17 protein-coding genes are annotated in these 17,108 nt (G+C 60.1%); 5 read left to right on the top strand and 12 right to left on the bottom strand.

All coding sequences use genetic code 11. The features are described 5' to 3' along the window. Nucleotides 1-327 precede the first annotated feature (327 nt). Nucleotides 328-609, top strand: a complete 282-nt coding sequence (locus AC1DWG_RS12935) for a DUF6124 family protein (RefSeq protein ID WP_477787866.1) — start codon at nucleotides 328-330, stop codon at nucleotides 607-609. Between the two features lie 143 nt (nucleotides 610-752). Beyond that, nucleotides 753-2,099: a Fic family protein gene (locus tag AC1DWG_RS12930; RefSeq protein ID WP_477787865.1), complete on the top strand. Its 1,347-nt coding sequence runs from the start codon at nucleotides 753-755 to the stop codon at nucleotides 2,097-2,099. A gap of 45 nt (nucleotides 2,100-2,144) precedes the next feature. Here the strand turns inward: AC1DWG_RS12930 and AC1DWG_RS12925 are convergent, their stop codons facing one another. From AC1DWG_RS12925 to plsB, 4 genes are all read right to left on the bottom strand, one after another. Then, entirely contained in the window at nucleotides 2,145-2,834 is a 690-nt protein-coding gene (locus tag AC1DWG_RS12925) for a DUF4197 domain-containing protein (RefSeq protein ID WP_007990313.1), read from the bottom strand. A 27-nt stretch (nucleotides 2,835-2,861) separates the two neighbouring features. Beyond that, nucleotides 2,862-3,260 (bottom strand): YbaY family lipoprotein, encoded by a 399-nt coding sequence (locus AC1DWG_RS12920; RefSeq protein ID WP_115947766.1) that lies wholly within the window; start codon nucleotides 3,258-3,260, stop codon nucleotides 2,862-2,864. A 98-nt stretch (nucleotides 3,261-3,358) separates the two neighbouring features. Further along, complete coding sequence (locus tag AC1DWG_RS12915; protein WP_477763897.1) at nucleotides 3,359-3,700, bottom strand: YbaY family lipoprotein; 342 nt, start codon at nucleotides 3,698-3,700, stop codon at nucleotides 3,359-3,361. A 168-nt stretch (nucleotides 3,701-3,868) separates the two neighbouring features. Beyond that, nucleotides 3,869-6,361 carry a glycerol-3-phosphate 1-O-acyltransferase PlsB gene (gene plsB / locus AC1DWG_RS12910; protein ID WP_477763896.1) on the bottom strand — a complete coding sequence of 831 codons (2,493 nt, stop codon included), beginning with the start codon at nucleotides 6,359-6,361 and terminating at the stop codon, nucleotides 3,869-3,871. A 500-nt stretch (nucleotides 6,362-6,861) separates the two neighbouring features. Here plsB and AC1DWG_RS12905 point away from each other — a divergent pair, with 500 nt between their 5' ends. Continuing rightward, nucleotides 6,862-7,071, top strand: a complete 210-nt coding sequence (locus AC1DWG_RS12905) for a cold shock domain-containing protein (RefSeq protein ID WP_007954750.1) — start codon at nucleotides 6,862-6,864, stop codon at nucleotides 7,069-7,071. A 135-nt stretch (nucleotides 7,072-7,206) separates the two neighbouring features. Here AC1DWG_RS12905 and AC1DWG_RS12900 read toward each other — a convergent pair whose 3' ends face one another. The 4 genes from AC1DWG_RS12900 to AC1DWG_RS12885 form a co-directional block, all read right to left on the bottom strand. Further along, a complete protein-coding gene (locus tag AC1DWG_RS12900) occupies nucleotides 7,207-7,584 on the bottom strand; it encodes a hypothetical protein (RefSeq protein ID WP_223442721.1) in 378 nt (125 codons plus the stop codon). Between the two features lie 81 nt (nucleotides 7,585-7,665). Next, the gene (locus AC1DWG_RS12895; protein WP_477787864.1) at nucleotides 7,666-8,475 is read right to left on the bottom strand and encodes a putative RNA methyltransferase; all 810 of its coding nucleotides are present in this window, start codon (nucleotides 8,473-8,475) and stop codon (nucleotides 7,666-7,668) included. Continuing rightward, the gene (gene dapE / locus AC1DWG_RS12890) at nucleotides 8,475-9,626 is read right to left on the bottom strand and encodes a succinyl-diaminopimelate desuccinylase (RefSeq protein ID WP_477763894.1); all 1,152 of its coding nucleotides are present in this window, start codon (nucleotides 9,624-9,626) and stop codon (nucleotides 8,475-8,477) included. The genes AC1DWG_RS12895 and dapE overlap by 1 nt, the downstream gene beginning before the upstream one ends. Nucleotides 9,627-9,821: 195 nt before the next feature. Beyond that, nucleotides 9,822-12,410, bottom strand: coding sequence for a glycosyltransferase (locus AC1DWG_RS12885; RefSeq protein WP_477787863.1), 2,589 nt, complete (start codon nucleotides 12,408-12,410; stop codon nucleotides 9,822-9,824). Between the two features lie 264 nt (nucleotides 12,411-12,674). On the opposite strand from AC1DWG_RS12885, the gene tcdA reads away from it, so the two are divergent. Then, entirely contained in the window at nucleotides 12,675-13,493 is an 819-nt protein-coding gene (gene tcdA / locus AC1DWG_RS12880; protein WP_477763892.1) for a tRNA cyclic N6-threonylcarbamoyladenosine(37) synthase TcdA, read from the top strand. 107 nt (nucleotides 13,494-13,600) lie between these two features. On the opposite strand, the gene AC1DWG_RS12875 is transcribed toward tcdA, so the two are convergent. From AC1DWG_RS12875 to AC1DWG_RS12860, 4 genes are all read right to left on the bottom strand, one after another. Beyond that, a complete protein-coding gene (locus AC1DWG_RS12875; protein ID WP_477763891.1) occupies nucleotides 13,601-14,008 on the bottom strand; it encodes a SufE family protein in 408 nt (135 codons plus the stop codon). Then, nucleotides 14,005-15,210, bottom strand: coding sequence for an aminotransferase class V-fold PLP-dependent enzyme (locus AC1DWG_RS12870; RefSeq protein WP_477763890.1), 1,206 nt, complete (start codon nucleotides 15,208-15,210; stop codon nucleotides 14,005-14,007). Before AC1DWG_RS12870 ends, AC1DWG_RS12875 begins: the two co-directional genes overlap by 4 nt. Nucleotides 15,211-15,375: 165 nt before the next feature. Then, nucleotides 15,376-16,410 (bottom strand): 2,3,4,5-tetrahydropyridine-2,6-dicarboxylate N-succinyltransferase, encoded by a 1,035-nt coding sequence (gene dapD / locus AC1DWG_RS12865; protein ID WP_477755104.1) that lies wholly within the window; start codon nucleotides 16,408-16,410, stop codon nucleotides 15,376-15,378. A gap of 32 nt (nucleotides 16,411-16,442) precedes the next feature. Continuing rightward, nucleotides 16,443-16,805, bottom strand: a complete 363-nt coding sequence (locus tag AC1DWG_RS12860) for an ArsC family reductase (protein WP_477755105.1) — start codon at nucleotides 16,803-16,805, stop codon at nucleotides 16,443-16,445. Between the two features lie 155 nt (nucleotides 16,806-16,960). Here AC1DWG_RS12860 and AC1DWG_RS12855 point away from each other — a divergent pair, with 155 nt between their 5' ends. Then, nucleotides 16,961-17,092, top strand: coding sequence for a hypothetical protein (locus tag AC1DWG_RS12855; RefSeq protein WP_477763888.1), 132 nt, complete (start codon nucleotides 16,961-16,963; stop codon nucleotides 17,090-17,092). Nucleotides 17,093-17,108: the final 16 nt, after the last annotated feature.

The raw sequence follows: 17,108 nt of genomic DNA, 5'->3' as shown, positions 1-17,108 counted from the left end.
AACAGTGTTTATCGCCAATGCCAACCATTCAGACCATTCCCACAAGACTTTCAGGTTGCCTGTCGGAAGCACGATCTCTAGCCTCTGACGGTCGCTGCCAATTCAGCGACCGGGACTGCAAGCCCGCCAATAGTTTGTTAGGCGCCCACTGGCGCACCTATAATCGTGGCGCTTTTTTAGCGACCACCGATTTATGGTGGCTGTGTGCGGGAGATCTTCGGGTCTGCCGAGGTTGCCTAACGACTCGGTCTTGCAGACCTGCACACAGCTGCCACCCATCATCTGCAAGTGATGCTGGCTGCTCCAACTTTCGTTAGGAGCTTCACAATGATCAAACCCAGCCCAAACCCCCCGGCTTCAGAGCCCGAAGAGCATTTCGGCACTTCAAGTCGCCCCTGTCCAATTTTCACCATCCGCCCTGGCATTAATTCCGAAACGCTGCTGGTCCACGCCTACGAAACCCTCGCCTCAGCCAACGTGATGGCGACCGAGTTGTCATCCAGCCTGATCGGCCCAACCTGCAATCTGGCACTCGGCGTTCAGCAGATGATTGTCCTGGCGCAGCTATCAGTGAATCGCGTCCTCGATCAGTTGGATCTGCAGCAATAGCAAAAGGAAAAAGCCCGCTGAACCTGTACCGGCCAGCGGACATTCATTGTTCCTACATTGATCTCGGACCCGTCTGATATTGAGGCTAAAAAGCTCAGGTGTTGTACTCAGAGCCCGGTTTCACGCATGTTTGAGACAGCGCCATGAAAAATCCACCCACATTGAGGGGGCGGTCCAATCCGGTGTTTGATCGGCTGTTGCGATCGCCCCACAAGGAACGCCTTTCGCAATACCTCGCCTTGCTCAAGCCCCTGGACGATCAGGGGCGTTACCTGCCATTCGATTCATTGCGCTACCGCTGGGCGCCTGGGCTGGATTCGAACCTGTGCTGGGCTTTGGTCAAGAAAGCGCGGACTGCACAGTATTCGAGCCTTTTGCCATTGGGTGAACCGGCGTGCTGGCTGAAGTTCATGCTGACGCCGCAGGCGCAAAAAGCCATTTCCGTAGTGGATCGTCAGGCGACAACCGCAGTGCTGGAATACATGACCGGCCAGATTGGCGAGCGCGCTCATTTCAGCTATTTGCTCAATGATCTGATCGAAGACGAGGCCATCAGCAGCAGCCAGCTCGAAGGTGCGGCCACCACGACGCGGGTGGCCAAGGACATGCTCAAGCGCCATCGTTCGCCGCGCACGCCGGATGAGCGAATGGTCATCGGTAACTTCAAGATGATGAACTTCGCCTGGGAGCAGCGTTACGAGCCACTGAGCGTTGAGCTGATTGCAGCCATGCATCGAGTTGGCGTCGAGGGTATCGACGATTCGCAGTACTCGCCTGGAGCATTCAGGACCAACGATGACGTCGTAGTCCAGGATGGCCAGGGCAACACCGTGCATTCGCCACCGCCTGCAACAGGGCTCGTGTCACGTTTGCAGGTGCTGGCCAAGTGGATCAACCAACCTCACAACAACTCTCATCAAGCGGACTACCTTCATCCATTGATCAAAGCCATCGCGCTGCATTTTGTCTTGGGTTACGAGCATCCTTTTCGCGACGGCAACGGTCGGGTAGCGCGCGCGTTGTTTTACTGGTTCATGTTCAAAAATGACTTCTCGGCGTTTCGCTACATCGCCATCAGTGTTTTGTTGCGCAATGCGCCGTTGAAGTACGGGCGGTCGTATTTGAATACCGAGGCGGATGATCTGGATCTGACGTACTTCATCGATTTCCAGTGTTCGGTGGTGTTGCGGGCTGTGGGCAGTTTTACCGGGGTGTATCGGAAAAGTCTGGACGATGCGCAGCAATTTGATTGCTGGTTGCGTGAAAGTGGTTTTCTCGACCAGCTCACCGAGAAACAGCGGGCGTTGTTTCAAGTGGCCAGGAGCGGAATGGCCAAGGAGTTCACGGCGGTCAATGTGAAGGAGAATCTGGGTTGTTCTTACAACACAGCGTCAGCCACGCTCAATGGGCTGGTCGCGTTGAAGTTGTTCGAGAAACGCAAGATGGGGCGCGAGTGGGTATTCTTTCTAAGACCCGTATCAGCGGCCTGAACCTTTGTGGGAGCAAGCCTGCTCCCACAGGTTTTGTGTTGCGGCTCAGAGCGTCCCAAACACCTTCTTCGCTAAACTGGTCGCCGCAGCCGCCGGGTTCTGGCGGATGGTTTCTTCCTGTTTGCCGATCATCTCGAACAAGCCATTCAACGCCTGCTCGGTGACGTAGTTTTCGACGTTGGCGTTTTTCGCATCCACTACGCCCATGGTCGCCGCTTGCCCGGCGAACGAGTTGTACTGCTGGGCCAGGCCAACCTTGTCGGTAGCTTGCTTGACGATCGGCAGGAACTTGGCGCGGATCTGTTCGCGGCTGGTCTTGTTCAGGTATTGGGTGGCCGAGTCGTTGCCGCCGCTGAGGATGCCCTTGGCGTCTTCAACGGTCATTTTCTTCACAGCATCGACAAGGATTGGCTGGGCCTGGGTGACGGCGGTTTCGGCTGCCTTGTTCATGCTGGCTTCCAGCTCATCGACCTGATCGCCCATGCCGAACTGTTTCATTTTGCTGGCGACTTTGCCCAGTTTGCCCGGCAGTTCGATTTTCACGTCGGGGTTGTTGCTGAAGCCGCCCGGGGTGCCGAGTTGCTTTACGGCCAGTTGCGCACCTTGGGTCAGTGCGTCCTTGAGCCCGCCGGTGGCGTCTTTTTGCGACAGGTCGCTGAGGGACAGCGCCAGGGCGCTGGCGGAGATCATCAAGCCTGCGCACAGGCCGGCAAAGCGGAGGGTAGGGCGGAGCATGGCAGCTTCCTTGTTCAAAAAAGAGAGTTAGCGAACGGCGTCGACGCGGATTTTCAGCGGTTGCGGGTCTTTGCCATCAAGCTGCACGGCATGGTTTTCGGTGGTGATGAACATCAGCTTGCCGTCGACTTCGATGCGCGCGCTGACCGAGTAGCGATGGCCTGGTTTGACCTGCGCCGGATCGTAACTCAGATGAAACGGCAGTGGCACCTGGCCTTTGACTTGACCTTTCTGTTCGTCGAGGACAATGGCCGGTGCGTCGGCCAGGGACACGTCCTGCAAGCTTACGCTCAGGGTGGCGGTGGGCGGCAGGGCGCTGCGTTGCAGGTAAAAGACTTCGCCGTCGAGGCTGGCTTTCGGGGCAGATTGCATGGATTGGCAGGCGCCGAGCAAAACCGTAAGCCCGAGGAGAGAGAGTTTTTTCATGAAGCGGATCCTTGTCGTTGGCGCCTGAAGAAAACCGGCGCCAACGACAATTTAGCGGATTTTGCCGGGGATATCGCCCAACTTGCCTCGGGGCGTTCTCAGACGCGGCTGACCAGCACTTCCTGCCCCTTCACATAATCGACACCCAATTCCACCCGGTGTTGTTGAGTGGTGGTGAAGATCAGACGGTCTTCGTGGGTGATGCTCGCGCTGATTGCATAGGTATGGTCGGGCAGGACATCGGCAAGCTTGTACGTCAGGTTGAAGTTCAGCCCGACATTTTCTGCATTGGGAGTGATCTGTACGGCCAGTTCCTTCGCGGCGACATCTTGCAGGCTGACATCCAGCAGGCGGACATGAAGCGTTGAGTTGGGCAGCAGTCCAATCTTTTCGAGATAATGTACTTTGCCATCAATGGTTTTTACGGTTTCGCTGCTCATATTGATTTCCCTATCGATTGATCGTCGGTATTGACGAGCGCCCAGCATAGGTTCGATGCAGCGATTTCTATGTAGGGGAATTCCTGCAAGCAGGGGCGAAGAGGGCGTGGCATGAGTCAGAAGCGTCCTTGCTTCAGCCATAAACCTGCGTGCAGTGATCCGATGAAATCAGAGCGGTGTTACCAACTCCGCCGCATCTTCACTACGATGCAACGCCACCTGCCGAATCGACAAGCGAATCTCCGCCGGCAACACCCGTTTGGCCGCGCCTTCAGCCAGTTCACCGAGCAGTTCGTGATAGCTCAACTTGCCCGCTTCATCGCGCTTGAGCACGTCGAGGTCAAGCATGGTCTGGATGAAGTGGCGGAACAGGCTCTTGTCGAAGAATTCGGGGGCGTTCAGGCCATGCAGGATCGACAGGCGCTGGGCCATGACCGTGCACAGGTCTTCCAGTTCTTCGGCGCTGATGCTGTTTTGGCCGCTGTTGAGCAGCAGGGACACGGTCATGTAGAAGCGTTGCAGGGTCTGGGCGATGCTTTTCGACAGCAGCGTGAGCAGTACGAAATGCCGCGAGCTTGGCGCCGGGCGCAGGTACACATCGTTCTCGAAGCGCAGCAGGCCTTGTTCGACGAAGGCTTCCAGCCATTGATCGATCACCGCATCCAGTTCGTCCAGTGGCCAGCGAGTGAACAGCTCTGCTTGCAGGTACGGATACAGCGCGCGAGTGTAGCGCAGGATCTGCTCGCGGCTCATGCGCGAGGCGCTCTGGAAGAAGCTCGCCAGTAGCGCCGGCAGGGCGAAAATGTGCAGCACGTTGTTGCGGTAGTAGGTCATCAGGACCGCATTCTGCTCGTCCAGATACAGGATCTTGCCCAACGCATCGCTCTGCTCCGAGAGCAGGTCCATGTCCTTCACGTGCTCGATCAGCGCCCGGCCATCGCCTTCTGGCAAGGTGGTGTGCGGCGAATAGGGGACCTTGCGCAGCAGCGCCAGGTACAGGTCGAGCACCCGCGCCATGGCCCGGTCGTCCAGGGCCAGGCGGCTGGTGGACAGCAACGCCAGTGCCACCAGGTTGACCGGGTTGATCGCCGCCGCTTCGTTCAAATGCCGGGCGACTTTCTCACCGAGGCGGTTGGTGGTTTCGTTGAGCCAGGCGGGTCTGAACTGCGGGCCGAGTTCTTGTTGGCGCCAGTCCGGCTGCTCGCCGTCGAGGAATTCCGCCAGCTTGATCGGCTCGCCGAAGTTCACCGCCACCTGGCCGAAGCGCTGTTTGAGCGCGCCGATGACTTTGAAAATATCGAAGATCGACTCTTTCTTCTTGGCCGCACCGCGCAACTCGCCAAGATAGGTTCGACCTTCCAGCACGCGCTCGTAGCCGATGTATACCGGCACGAAGACGATGGGCATGCGCGACGAGCGCAAGAAGCTGCGCAGGGTGATCGCCAGCATCCCAGTCTTGGGTTGCAGCATGCGCCCGGTGCGCGAACGGCCGCCCTCGACGAAGTACTCCACCGGGAAGCCCTTGGTGAACAGGGTGTGCAGGTATTCGTTGAACACCGAGGTGTACAGCGGGTTGCCCTTGAACGTGCGGCGCATGAAGAACGCACCGCCGCGACGCAGCAGGCCGCCGATCACCGGCATGTTCAGGTTGATGCCGGCGGCAATGTGCGGCGGGGTCAGGCCGTTGCGGAACAGCAGGTATGACAGCAGCAGATAGTCGATGTGGCTGCGGTGGCACGGCACGTAGATCACTTCGTGACCCTGGGCGACCTTCTGCACGCCTTCGATGTGATTGACCTTGATACCGTCGTAGATCTTGTTCCAGAACCAGCTCAGCACCACTTCCATAAAACGGATCGCAGTGTAGGTGTAGTCCGAGGCGATTTCGTTGCCGTAGCGTAGCGCTTGAGCTTTGGCCTTCTCCGGTGAAATGTTCTCGCGTTCGGCTTCGTCGAGGATCGCTTGTTTGACCTGCGGCTGGTTCAGCAGGCCTTTGACCAGGTTGCGGCGGTGGGAAATGTCCGGGCCGATCACCGCCGCCTTCAGGTTGCGGAAGTGTACCCGCAGGATCCGCTGGGCCATGCGCACGGTGCGTTCATGGCCCTTGTCGTGCTCGATCAGTTCGCGCAGGTGGATCGGCGCGGAGAACTGCACGCGGGTCTTGCGTCCCAGCACGATGACGCTCAGCAATCGGCGCAAGCGCCCGGTGACCGCCCAGCTATCGGCGAACAGAAGTTTCCATGGGCTGTTTTCGCTGTCCGGCGACTGGCCCCAGAACACACTGACCGGAATGATCTGCGCATCTTCGGCGGCGTTCTGGCTCAGGGCGCTGACCAGGCGGGTCAGGGTCGGCGGCGCGCCGCGCTTGTCCTGGCGGCCGAGCCAGTCCGGGTCCGGCGTCAGGTAGAAGAACGCGGCGGGTTCCAGCAGGTTGCCCACCGATACCGGCAGCACCGGGCGTGGCAGGCCGGCCTTGCTGCATTCGGTGTCGACCACGGCGAGGTCGGTCAGCGAAGGGTTTTGCAGGACGTAGAACACCGGACGACTGCGGTCGAGGTTGAGGGTGAACGACGACTGGTTGATCGTCTCCGAGCGAACCCAGAGGTACAACAGTCGGCGCAAGGTGCCAAACACAAGACGGCGGAACGGGGAGCGGGTCATACGGCTTCTGCATGAGTGAATAAAACCAAGCAAATGCTCGGGCGGCAGGGGGCGTTCTTCATGAGTTTTCGCCCCGCGTTGTCGCCTTAAAGCGGGCCAGGCAAGGCGCAGGCCGCTGGGAATGGTTGTTCCCTTTCCAAGGCCTGCAACGCAGCCTGGCCCGCTTTAAGGCACAACCCGAAGGGCCGCGCCTGCTGTTGTGCAGGGCTGCGTTGCTCGAAGCTTATTTGGAATGACCAATCCACGCTTCTCGCGCCTTGCCCTGCACAACAGCAGGCACGGCGCGGCGCGAAAACTCATGAAGAACGCCCCCTAGTGTGCCGGATTCGTCGAAAATCGGCAAAAAAGCGCGTAAGTAAACTCCTGTTGAGAGTTTTAACGTCTGTCATATACTCGGCGCTCTGTCGCCGTTGCCCTCATGGGACCGGTATGCGCAGGCTGACGTTCCCGAGGCTTTCCTGCGAAAAGCCCGATCAATAATAAAAAGGGAGTATGAACAAATGGCAACACGCGAAACCGGCAACGTGAAGTGGTTCAACGACGCCAAGGGCTACGGCTTCATTCAGCGCGAGGACGGGGTGGACGTGTTCGTGCACTACCGCGCGATTCGTGGCGAAGGGCACCGCTCGCTGACTGAAGGCCAGCAGGTTGAATACGCGGTGGTGGAAGGGCAGAAGGGGTTGCAGGCTGAGGATGTTGTAGGTCTGTAAACCAAATCTTCAGAACACCCAAAAACACTGTGGGAGCGAGCTTGCTCGCGATGACGTCCTTTCAGCCAACGTAGATGTTGAATGTAAGTCCGCTATCGCGAGCAAGCTCGCTCCCACAGGTTCGATGCTCAGGTTTTAAGCAGTTTTCCAGGTGATCTCTTCTTCACCATCGGCGCTGATGCGAATCCAGCGATCCGCCGTCTCCTCACCTTCCTCCTCGACCCAGCTACCCGGTGCGCAACGCACTTCGACGTTCAGCGCGGCAAACGCAGCGCGGGCGCAGGCGATGTCGTCGTCCCACGGGGTCTGGTCGCTTTCCAGGTACAGGCTGTTCCATTTGCCGACGGCTTTTGGCAGCCAGGTCACTGGCACGTTGCCGGCCTTGCACTTGTAGGTCTGGCCCTTCTGGACCCAATCGGTGCACGGACCCAATGCCGCACCGAGCCAGGCGGAAATGGCTTTGTGGTCGACGTCGGCGTCTTTCAGGTAAATCTCGATATCGGGTTGGCGCATGGATGTCCTCACTGCGGGTCTGAAAAATCCATTCGCGGATTTAGCCGGTCTTGAGCCGTTGCCCGAGACCAAAAATTTAAGTTATTGAAGAACAAAATAATCGTAGCGCATCGACACGGTGACCTCGAACGGCTCGGCCTGCTCGATAACAGCAGCACGGCGCTCGGCACTGGCGCGCCAGCCGTGGGGCGTCATCGCCAACAGGTTCGCCCGGTCCTGACCGCTTTCCAGCGTCAGCTTGAATTCCAGGGTTTCACTGTGGGCCAGCACCATGCCATCCGGTACCAGGGCCAGGTGCTTGTCGTCAGTGTATTCACGGACTTCGTCGTACAGCCGCTCACGCAGTTCCATCAGGTGGCCGCTGGTTGGCCCGACTTTCATCAGGCCGCCGCCAACACTGAGCAGGCGCTTGGCTTCTTCCCAATCCAGCGGGCTGAAGACACTGGCCAGGAACTGGCAACTGCCGGAAGCCAACGGCACCCGGGCCATACTGGCGATCAACCAGGTGAGCTTCGGGTTGCGTTTGCAGGCGCGTTTGACCGCTTCGCGGGAGATGTCCAGGGCATAGCCCTCGGCATCTGGCAGGGCCTCGGCGATTTGCGCGGTGTAGTAACCCTCGCCACATCCGATGTCCAGCCAGTGCTGCGGTGCATAACCAGCAGCCAGCTCCGCCAGACGCTTGGCCACCGGGGCGTAGTGCCCGGCATTCAGGAAGTCGCGGCGGGCTTCGACCATTGCCTGGTTATCCCCAGGGTCACGGCTGTTCTTGTGCTGCACCGGCAACAGGTTCAGGTAACCCTGGCGCGCGCGGTCGAAACGATGCCCGGCGGGGCAGGCCACGCCGTTGTCCACCGCATTCAGCGGCTCACTGCAGATCGGACACGCAAGCATCAGGCGAGCAACTTGATCAGGGTCTGGTAGTAGATTTCGGTCAGTACGTCGAGATCCGCTGCCAGCACACGCTCGTTGACCTGGTGGATGGTCGCGTTGACCGGGCCCAGCTCAACCACTTGGGTGCCCATGGTCGCGATGAAGCGCCCGTCGGAGGTCCCACCGCTGGTGGACGCCTTGGTTTCACGACCGGTGATGTCCTTGATGCTCGCCGACACCGCGTCCAGCAGCGCACCCGGTTCGGTGAGGAACGGCAGGCCGGACAGCGCCCAGTCGATGTGCCAGTCCAGGCCATGTTTGTCGAGAATGTCGGCGACGCGCTTTTGCAGGCCTTCGACGGTGGACTCGGTGGAGAAACGGAAGTTGAACACCGCCACCAGATCACCCGGGATCACGTTGGTCGCACCAGTGCCGGAGTTGACGTTGGAAATCTGGAAACTGGTCGGCGGGAAGAAATCGTTACCGTGGTCCCAGTGCTCGGCGGCCAGTTCGGCCAGGGCCGGGGCGGCGAGGTGGATCGGGTTCTTCGCCAGGTGCGGGTAGGCTACGTGGCCCTGCACACCGTGCACGGTCAGCTTGGCGCCGAGGGAGCCGCGACGGCCGTTCTTGACCACGTCACCCACCAGGGTGGTGCTCGACGGTTCGCCGACGATGCACCAGTCCAGACGCTCCTTGCGCGCGGCCAGGCGTTCAACCACTGCCTTGGTGCCGTGGTGCGCCGGTCCTTCTTCGTCGCTGGTGATCAGGAATGCGACTTTGCCCTTGTGATTCGGGTAGTCGGCGACAAAGCGCTCGGAGGCGACGGTCATGGCGGCGAGGCTGCCTTTCATGTCGGCGGCGCCACGGCCGCAGAGCATGCCGTGTTCATCGATCAGCGCGTTGAACGGCTCGATCTGCCAGGCTGTCACCGGGCCGGTCGGGACCACGTCGGTGTGGCCGGCGAAGCACAGCACCGGACCGTCGTCCTGGCCGTGGGTGGCCCAGAAGTTATCCACATCTTCGATGCGCATCGGTTCCAGGGTGAAACCGGCATCGCCCAGGCGCTGCATCATCTGCTTCTGGCAATCGGCGTCGATCGGCGTCACGGACGGACGGCGGATCAGGTCGATGGCGAGTTGGAGGGTCGGCGAAAGGTCGGCGTGGGCCGTCATGGAAAGCTCCGATGTGTGCAGCACGATAAACCTGTAGGAGCTGCCGAAGGCTGCGATCTTTTAATCCTGATTCTGAAAATCAAAAGATCGCAGCCTTCGGCAGCTCCTACCGAGTGTGTTGGCATTGAAAAGGGCGATCATTCTAAAGCAAAACGGCGACCCGAAGGCCGCCGTTTGACGTTATCTAATAACGGATTACGCTGTTGCAGGTTCTGGCTCAACCACCGGTTTGGGCAGCGACGACAGGAACGCCATGATCAGCGCTGCGACGTACGGCAGCGACTGCACCAGCAACATGGTGATCCAGAAGCGCATGTCGTTGCTCGGCATGCCGTTCACCAGGTAGATCCCCAGGGCCGCGCCCCACAACAGCAGCATGATGAACATCTCTTCCCGGGCTTCCGAAATCGCTACCCAGAAGCCGTGGTTATCGGCGTTTTTCGGCGTTCGGAAGAACGGAATGCTGCTGGTGAAGAATCCGTACAGCACCGCTTTGGCGATGGTGTGGGACAACGCCAGGCCGGCCAGCGCCGCGCAGAAGGCATCCTTCAGGTTCACCCCAACCGCACGACGGTAGAGGAAGATGATCTTGGCAACCTTGAACACGAACAGTGCCAACGGCGGGATTGCGAAAATCAGCAGCGGCGGATCGACCCGTTGCGGCACGATGATCATCGCCGCCGACCACAACAGCGCGCCAACGGTGAAGAAGATGTTCATGCCGTCCGCCACCCACGGCAACCAGCCCGCGAGGAAGTGGTAACGCTGGCCACGGGTCAGCTCGGTGTCCTTGCCGCGCAGCAGGCTGGCGGTGTGGCGTTTGATAATCTGAATCGCTCCGTAGGCCCAGCGGAAACGCTGCTTCTTGAAGTCGATGAAGGTATCGGGCATCAGGCCTTTGCCGTAGCTGGTGTGGTAATACGCCGCCGACAGGCCTTTTTCGAATACCCGCAGGCCAAGCTCGGCGTCTTCACAGATGCACCAGTCGGCCCAGCCCAGCTCTTCGAGCACCGAGCGACGGGTCATGGTCATGGTGCCGTGCTGGATGATCGCGTCACGGTCGTTGCGGGTGACCATGCCGATGTGGAAGAAGCCTTTGTATTCCGCGTAGCAGAGCTTCTTGAAGGTGCTTTCGTTCTGGTCGCGGTAATCCTGCGGCGACTGCACCACGGCGATTTTCGGGTCGGCGAAGTGCGGCACCATGTGCTTGAGCCAGTTCGGGTGCACGCAGTAATCGGAGTCGATCACCGCGATCACTTCTGCGTCCTTGGCGGTGTGCGGGATCAGGTAGTTCAGCGCGCCGCCCTTGAAGCCGACCAGCGGTGCCACATGGAAGAACTTGAAGCGCGGGCCGAGGGTTTCGCAATAATCGCGCACCGGTTCCCAGACCGCCGGGTCCTTGGTGTTGTTGTCGATGATCAGGACTTCGAAGTCCGGATAGTCGAGGTTGGCCAGGGCGTTGAGGGTCTGTTTGACCATCTCCGGCGGCTCGTTGTAGCAGGGCACGTGAATCGACACTTTCGGGCGGTAGCTGGAATCGCCTTCCACCGGCAGGAACTCACGCCGGCGCTTGTGCACCCACACCGCTTCGGCCAGTTCATGGGCTTCGGTCAGCAGCACGATAAACACCCCGAGCGCACCGAGGGCGAGCAAGAAGCCCACCGTCAGGCTGAACCAGGTGCTGTATTGCTGGCTGTAGTCGTAACCGATCCACACCAGCACCGAACCACACAGGAACGCAATGAAGGTCAGGAAAGTACGGCCACGCTGGCGCAGGGCCGAGCCGTCGATCATCAGCAGGGTCAGCGACAACAGCGCCAATACCACCGAACCGATAGCCAACACGCGCCATTGCGGAATCGCCACCACCGGGCCTTCGAAGTTGAACTTCTGCTGGCGCGCGGCGTTGAACACGCCCCAGTAGGCGCCGACGGAACCTTCGTCGCTGGCTTTCCACGGCTGGTCAAACGCTTCGATCACGAAGTAGTTGAAGCCCTGGCGGTTGAGCTTGTTGACCAATGTACGCAGGTAGATCGCCTGGTCTGCCGGTGAGGCGTCGGCGCCACCGCGCATGCGGCCGTTGCTCGGCCAGCCCACTTCGGACAGCAGCAGCGGCTTTTTCGGGAACATTTTTTTCAGGTCGCGGGCGCGGTCGAGGACGAACTGCTGAGCCTTGTCCACCGGGATGAACTCCCAGTAAGGCAGGACGTGCGCGGCGATCAGGTCGACGTGCTTGGCCAGCTCCGGGTGCTCTTCCCAGACGTGCCACTGCTCGGACGTCGTGACCGGCACTTTGACGGCGGCACGCACACGGTCGAGCAACACGCTGAGTTCGGCGGCGGTGATTTCCTTGCGGAAGATCGCTTCGTTACCGACCACCACACGAACCACGCTGCGCGAGGAGTTGGCGATCTCGATGGCGCGGGTGATTTCCCGTTCGTTGCGTTCCTGGTCCGGGCTGATCCAGATCCCCAGGGTCACCCGTAAGCCGAACTCTTCCGCCAGTTTCGGGATGTCTTGCAGGGTGCCATCGACCGAGTAGATGCGGATGTTGTCCGTCAGCTTGCTCATGATCTCCAGGTCGCGACGCATTTGATCGTCGGTCGGGTACTGGTCTTTCTGCGGGAACTGGCCCTGCTGGAATGGCGAGTACGAGAAGCCGGAGATCTGTTCAGGCCAGTTGGGGGCGGTGACCGGGCGGTTGATCAGCGCCCAGAAGCCGGTAAACAAGGCTGCGATGGCAAGCACCACGACCAGGTTGAGTCCAAATTTACGCGATGACATAGTTATTTCGGGTTCCAAAGACTGTGGAACGAAGGAACGGTTGGCGGTCGCCAAGGGGCGCGCATCCTACACCGGGCATTCTCTGGTCGTACAGCGGACAGGGAATTGCCGGACATTGGGCAATCCAAGTCGGGTTAAGTTCTTTCTTTAGAGTGTGTAGGGCAAATCTTTGTTCGATGTAGTTTTCGTGGATGCTGCCTGTTCATAGCGCAATGATGCTCTTGCGCGCCGACGGCCCTATAATGCGCGCCGGTTTTTGGGGTAATGGTCATGAGTACAGAAGATCCGCGGTTTGCTGGCATCGCCCGTTTGTATGGCATCGAAGGCCTTGAGCGCCTGAAAGCGGCCCATGTGGCGATCGTGGGCGTCGGTGGTGTCGGTTCCTGGGCGGCGGAAGCCATGGCTCGTTGCGGCGTGGGCGAGATTTCGCTGTTCGACCTGGACGACGTCTGCGTCAGTAACGCCAATCGCCAGTTGCACGCGCTGGACAGCACGGTGGGCAAGCCCAAGGTCGAGGTGATGGCCGAGCGTCTGCGCGGGATCAACCCGGACTGCACGGTGCACGCGGTGCCTGACTTCGTCACCCGCGACACCATGGCGGAGTACATCACGCCGAACATCGACTGCGTGATTGACTGCATCGACAGCGTCAACGCCAAGGCCGCGCTGATCGCCTGGTGCAAGCGGCGCAAGATCCAGATCATCACCACCGGCGGCGCGGGCGGACAGATTGACCCGACGTTGATCCAGGTCTGCGACCTCAATCGCACGTTCAACGATCCGTTGGCGTCGAAAGTGCGCTCCACGCTGCGCCGCGACTACGGCTTCTCACGCACCGTGACCCGCCATTACAGCGTGCCGTGCGTGTTTTCCACCGAACAACTGCGTTACCCGAAACCGGATGGCAGCATTTGCCTGCAGAAAAGTTTTGTCGGTGATGGCGTGAAGCTCGACTGCGCCGGCGGGTTTGGCGCGGTGATGATGGTGACGGCGACGTTCGGCATGGTTGCGGCGACCAAGGCTGTGGACAAGATCGTGGCGGGTGTGCGGCGGCCGGCGGATCGCATCAAACCTCAAATTTAATGGCGATGACCCCTGTAAGAGCTGCCGAAGGCTGCGATCTTTTGATTTTGCTTTTTAAAAGCAAGATCAAAAGATCGTCCGAACGCGGCCCGAGCCTTCGGCAGCTCCTACACGTCGCTCAGGCTCCGCATCCGCTGAAGCACCGCATTCAAGCCATTACTGCGCGATTCGGACAACTGCCGCCCCAACCCCAACTGATTGAACCAGTCCGGCAAATCCACCTGCTGCAACTCAGCCGCCGACAACCCGTTGACCCGCGCCAGCAGCAACGCCACCAACCCGCGAATCAGCCGCGCATCGCTGTTGGCGCTGAACAGCCAATGACCATCGCGCAATTCGCCCACCAGCCACACCTGGCTTTCACAGCCGTGCACCCGGTTGGCATCACACATCTGCGCATCACTCAAGGCCGGCAGACGCTCGCCCCATTGCATCAGCAGGCGCGCGCGTTGTTCCCAGCCGGCCGCTTTCTGAAAGGTTTCGAGTGCCGTCACGGCATCGGCAGGCAGGTTCATCGCAATAGCTCCAGCGCCTGATCCAAGGCTTCAAAGAACCGCTCCAGGTCTTCGGAATCGTTGTACAGCGCCAACGACACCCGAATCGCCCCGGCCAGTTCAAAGCGTTTAAGCAGCGGCATGGCGCAGTGATGGCCGGCACGCACTGCGATCCCTTGTTCGGTCAGCAAATGCGCGAGATCGGAGTTATGTACGCCCTCGACGGTAAAACTGGCCAGTGCCACTTGCGGCTTGCCCAGCAGGCGAATGCCGTTGCGCGCTTCAAGGCCCTTGAGCAGACAGGCATGCAGCGCCGCTTCATGGACGGACACGGCGTCCTGATCAAGCTCTGCGAGGTAATCCAGGGTTGCTCCCAGGCCGATCACACTGGCAATCGGCGGCGTCCCGGCCTCGAAACCCAGCGGTGCCGGGCGAAAGCGTGCGTCGTGATAATTGGCATCCAGCACCATTTCGCCGCCGAACTGCCAGGGACGCAGCTGTTGCAACGCTGTATTGCGCCCGAACAACACGCCCAGGCCATCGGGGCCGTAGAGCTTGTGGCTGGAGAACACATAAAAATCGCAGCCTAGCGCTTGCACGTCGTGGCGGCCATGGACCACGCCTTGGGCACCGTCGATCACGGTCAGGGCGTTGTGCGCCTTGGCCAGTGCCAGCAATTGAGGCAGTGGCTGCCACGCGCCAATCACGTTGGACAGTTGACTGACGGCCAGCAGACGTGTGCGCGAGCCGATCAAGCCGGTCGCGGCTTCAAGGTCGATCACGCCGTCGGCATCCAGCGGCAGGATCACCAGTTTCAGGTCGCGACGGTGCGCCAGTTGCTGCCACGGCAGCAGGTTGGCGTGATGCTCCAGGGCGCTGATGACAATCTCGTCGCCCGGATTGAAAAGATGTTCCAGGCCGTAGGCCAGGAGATTCAGCGCGGACGTCGAGCCGTGGGTAAAGATGATCTGACCGCAATCGCCAGTATTGAGCCATTGCGCGGCTTTGCGGCGGCTGTCTTCGAAAGCCTGGGTGGCGTGGGCGCCGGGCAAATGCTGCGCCCGATGCACGTTGGCCGCGCCGTTGGCGTAGTAATGCGCCAGGGCATCCAGCAGGGCTTGAGGTTTTTGCGTGGTGGCGGCGTTGTCCAGATAGGTCTGGCCTTGCCGTTGCAGGGCGGCGATGGCCGGAAAATCGGCACGCCAGGGAGAGAGAATCATCATGCTATCGGGCCCTGGTGAGGGTACGCCGTACCCATGTAGGAGCGAGCCTGCTCGCGATGGACGCATGGACGACGCGTGCTGTCTGGTGCCGCGCGTAATCGTTGACGTCCATCGCGAGCAATCGAGCGTCGACCGGCTTCTCCTACACAGGTGATCGTGTAACGCTTAGTTGTGAGCGTGCAGCGCTTCGTTCAGTTCGATGGCCGATTTGTGGGTTTTGCATTCCACGGCACCGGTTTCCGAATTGCGACGGAACAGCAGGTCTGTCTGGCCGGCCAGTTCACGGGCCTTGACCACTTTGACCAGTTGATTGTTTTCGTCCAGCAGCGCGACTTTGGTGCCGGCGGTCACGTACAGGCCCGACTCGACGGTATTGCGGTCGCCCAACGGGATACCGATACCGGCGTTGGCGCCGATCAGGCAGCCTTCGCCGACCTTGATCACGATGTTGCCGCCGCCCGACAGGGTGCCCATGGTCGAGCAGCCGCCGCCCAGGTCCGAACCCTTGCCGACGAATACGCCAGCGGAAACGCGGCCTTCGATCATGCCCGGGCCTTCGGTGCCGGCGTTGAAGTTGATGAAGCCTTCGTGCATCACGGTGGTGCCTTCGCCAACGTAGGCACCCAGGCGCAGACGCGCAGCGTCGGCGATACGCACGCCGGCCGGAACCACGTAGTCGGTCATTTTCGGGAACTTGTCCACCGAGAATACTTCCAGCAGCTCGCCGCGCAGGCGGGCTTCGAGTTGCAGTTCAGCCAGTTCGCTCAGATCGACCGCGCCCTGGCTGGTCCAGGCCACGTTCGGCAGCAGCGGGAAGATGCCGGCCAGGTTCAGGCCGTGTGGCTTGACCAGGCGATGGCTCAGCAGGTGCAGCTTGAGGTAGGCCTCCGGGGTGGACGACAGCTGGGCGTCTTCAGCCAGCAAGGTGGCAACCAGCGGCTTGTGACTCTCGGCCAGGCGGGTCAGCAGGGCGGCCTGGGCAGCATCGACGCTTTTCAGTGCTTCAGCCAGTTGCGAGGCCTGGGCGGTGCTGAACGCAATGGCCTGATTGCCTTCGGTGTAGCCCAGAATCGGTGTGATGGCGGCGAGGACTTCAGCCGATGGCTTGAGTACCGGGGCGGCGTAGAACACTTCCAGCCATGCGCCTTGACGGTTTTGAGTGCCGACGCCGAAGGCCAGGCTGAACAGGGTAGTGGACATGTGTATACCTCTAACAAAATTGAACGGGCTGCTTACTTGAGCGCGGCCGCGTAGATGTCTGGCTTGAAGCCAATCAGGGTTCGGTCACCGAGATCGAGCACCGGGCGCTTGATCATCGAGGGCTGTGCGAGCATCAGTTCGATGGCTTTCGTCTGGTCGAGATCGGCTTTGCGTTCGTCGTCGAGCTTGCGAAAGGTCGTGCCTGCACGGTTCAACACCACTTCCCAGCCGTGCTCGTTGCACCATTGGGTCAGGTGTTCACGGTCGATACCGACCGCTTTGTAATCATGAAAGTCATAGCTGACAGCGTGTTCATCGAGCCAGGTGCGCGCCTTTTTCATGGTGTCACAGGCTTTGATGCCGAAAAGGTGCAACGTTTTGCTTGAAACGGCCAAGGAATCGCCCCCTTTACAGGTGCTGGATTTGAAAGGTGACGGATTATGCCATGGCCGAACGGTTTCGCGGCGGCTGTGGCACAAAACCTGTTGTTGCGTGGCGCTGAAGCCAGTCCGGACGACAAACGGCGTAATGAAGTGCGCGGCGCCTGCGTTTGAAGGCGTTGCGGGCGCAGCGCCTGGAGTTGTACAGCCTCAGTCGTCATCACCAGATTGGCGATGACGTGTTGCGTGAGGTGTTGGGGGAACTGGATTTGAGTGAGGCCAAACTCGGCCAGGTGAAATAACACCTGGCCCTGAGCG

The organism is Pseudomonas sp. P4_B3, from assembly GCF_056402295.1.
This window is presented reverse-complemented; position numbering and strand designations above follow the sequence as displayed.

What these genes read in the sequence shown, in the direction of transcription:
- AC1DWG_RS12935 (WP_477787866.1), top strand. Translation starts at nt 328, where the DNA reads ATGATCAAACCCAGCCCAAACCCCCCGGCTTCAGAGCCCGAAGAGCAT.
- AC1DWG_RS12930 (WP_477787865.1), top strand. Translation starts at nt 753, where the DNA reads ATGAAAAATCCACCCACATTGAGGGGGCGGTCCAATCCGGTGTTTGAT.
- AC1DWG_RS12925 (WP_007990313.1), bottom strand. Translation starts at nt 2,834, where the DNA reads ATGCTCCGCCCTACCCTCCGCTTTGCCGGCCTGTGCGCAGGCTTGATG.
- AC1DWG_RS12920 (WP_115947766.1), bottom strand. Translation starts at nt 3,260, where the DNA reads ATGAAAAAACTCTCTCTCCTCGGGCTTACGGTTTTGCTCGGCGCCTGC.
- AC1DWG_RS12915 (WP_477763897.1), bottom strand. Translation starts at nt 3,700, where the DNA reads ATGAGCAGCGAAACCGTAAAAACCATTGATGGCAAAGTACATTATCTC.
- plsB (WP_477763896.1), bottom strand. Translation starts at nt 6,361, where the DNA reads ATGACCCGCTCCCCGTTCCGCCGTCTTGTGTTTGGCACCTTGCGCCGA.
- AC1DWG_RS12905 (WP_007954750.1), top strand. Translation starts at nt 6,862, where the DNA reads ATGGCAACACGCGAAACCGGCAACGTGAAGTGGTTCAACGACGCCAAG.
- AC1DWG_RS12900 (WP_223442721.1), bottom strand. Translation starts at nt 7,584, where the DNA reads ATGCGCCAACCCGATATCGAGATTTACCTGAAAGACGCCGACGTCGAC.
- AC1DWG_RS12895 (WP_477787864.1), bottom strand. Translation starts at nt 8,475, where the DNA reads ATGCTTGCGTGTCCGATCTGCAGTGAGCCGCTGAATGCGGTGGACAAC.
- dapE (WP_477763894.1), bottom strand. Translation starts at nt 9,626, where the DNA reads ATGACGGCCCACGCCGACCTTTCGCCGACCCTCCAACTCGCCATCGAC.
- AC1DWG_RS12885 (WP_477787863.1), bottom strand. Translation starts at nt 12,410, where the DNA reads ATGTCATCGCGTAAATTTGGACTCAACCTGGTCGTGGTGCTTGCCATC.
- tcdA (WP_477763892.1), top strand. Translation starts at nt 12,675, where the DNA reads ATGGTCATGAGTACAGAAGATCCGCGGTTTGCTGGCATCGCCCGTTTG.
- AC1DWG_RS12875 (WP_477763891.1), bottom strand. Translation starts at nt 14,008, where the DNA reads ATGAACCTGCCTGCCGATGCCGTGACGGCACTCGAAACCTTTCAGAAA.
- AC1DWG_RS12870 (WP_477763890.1), bottom strand. Translation starts at nt 15,210, where the DNA reads ATGATGATTCTCTCTCCCTGGCGTGCCGATTTTCCGGCCATCGCCGCC.
- dapD (WP_477755104.1), bottom strand. Translation starts at nt 16,410, where the DNA reads ATGTCCACTACCCTGTTCAGCCTGGCCTTCGGCGTCGGCACTCAAAAC.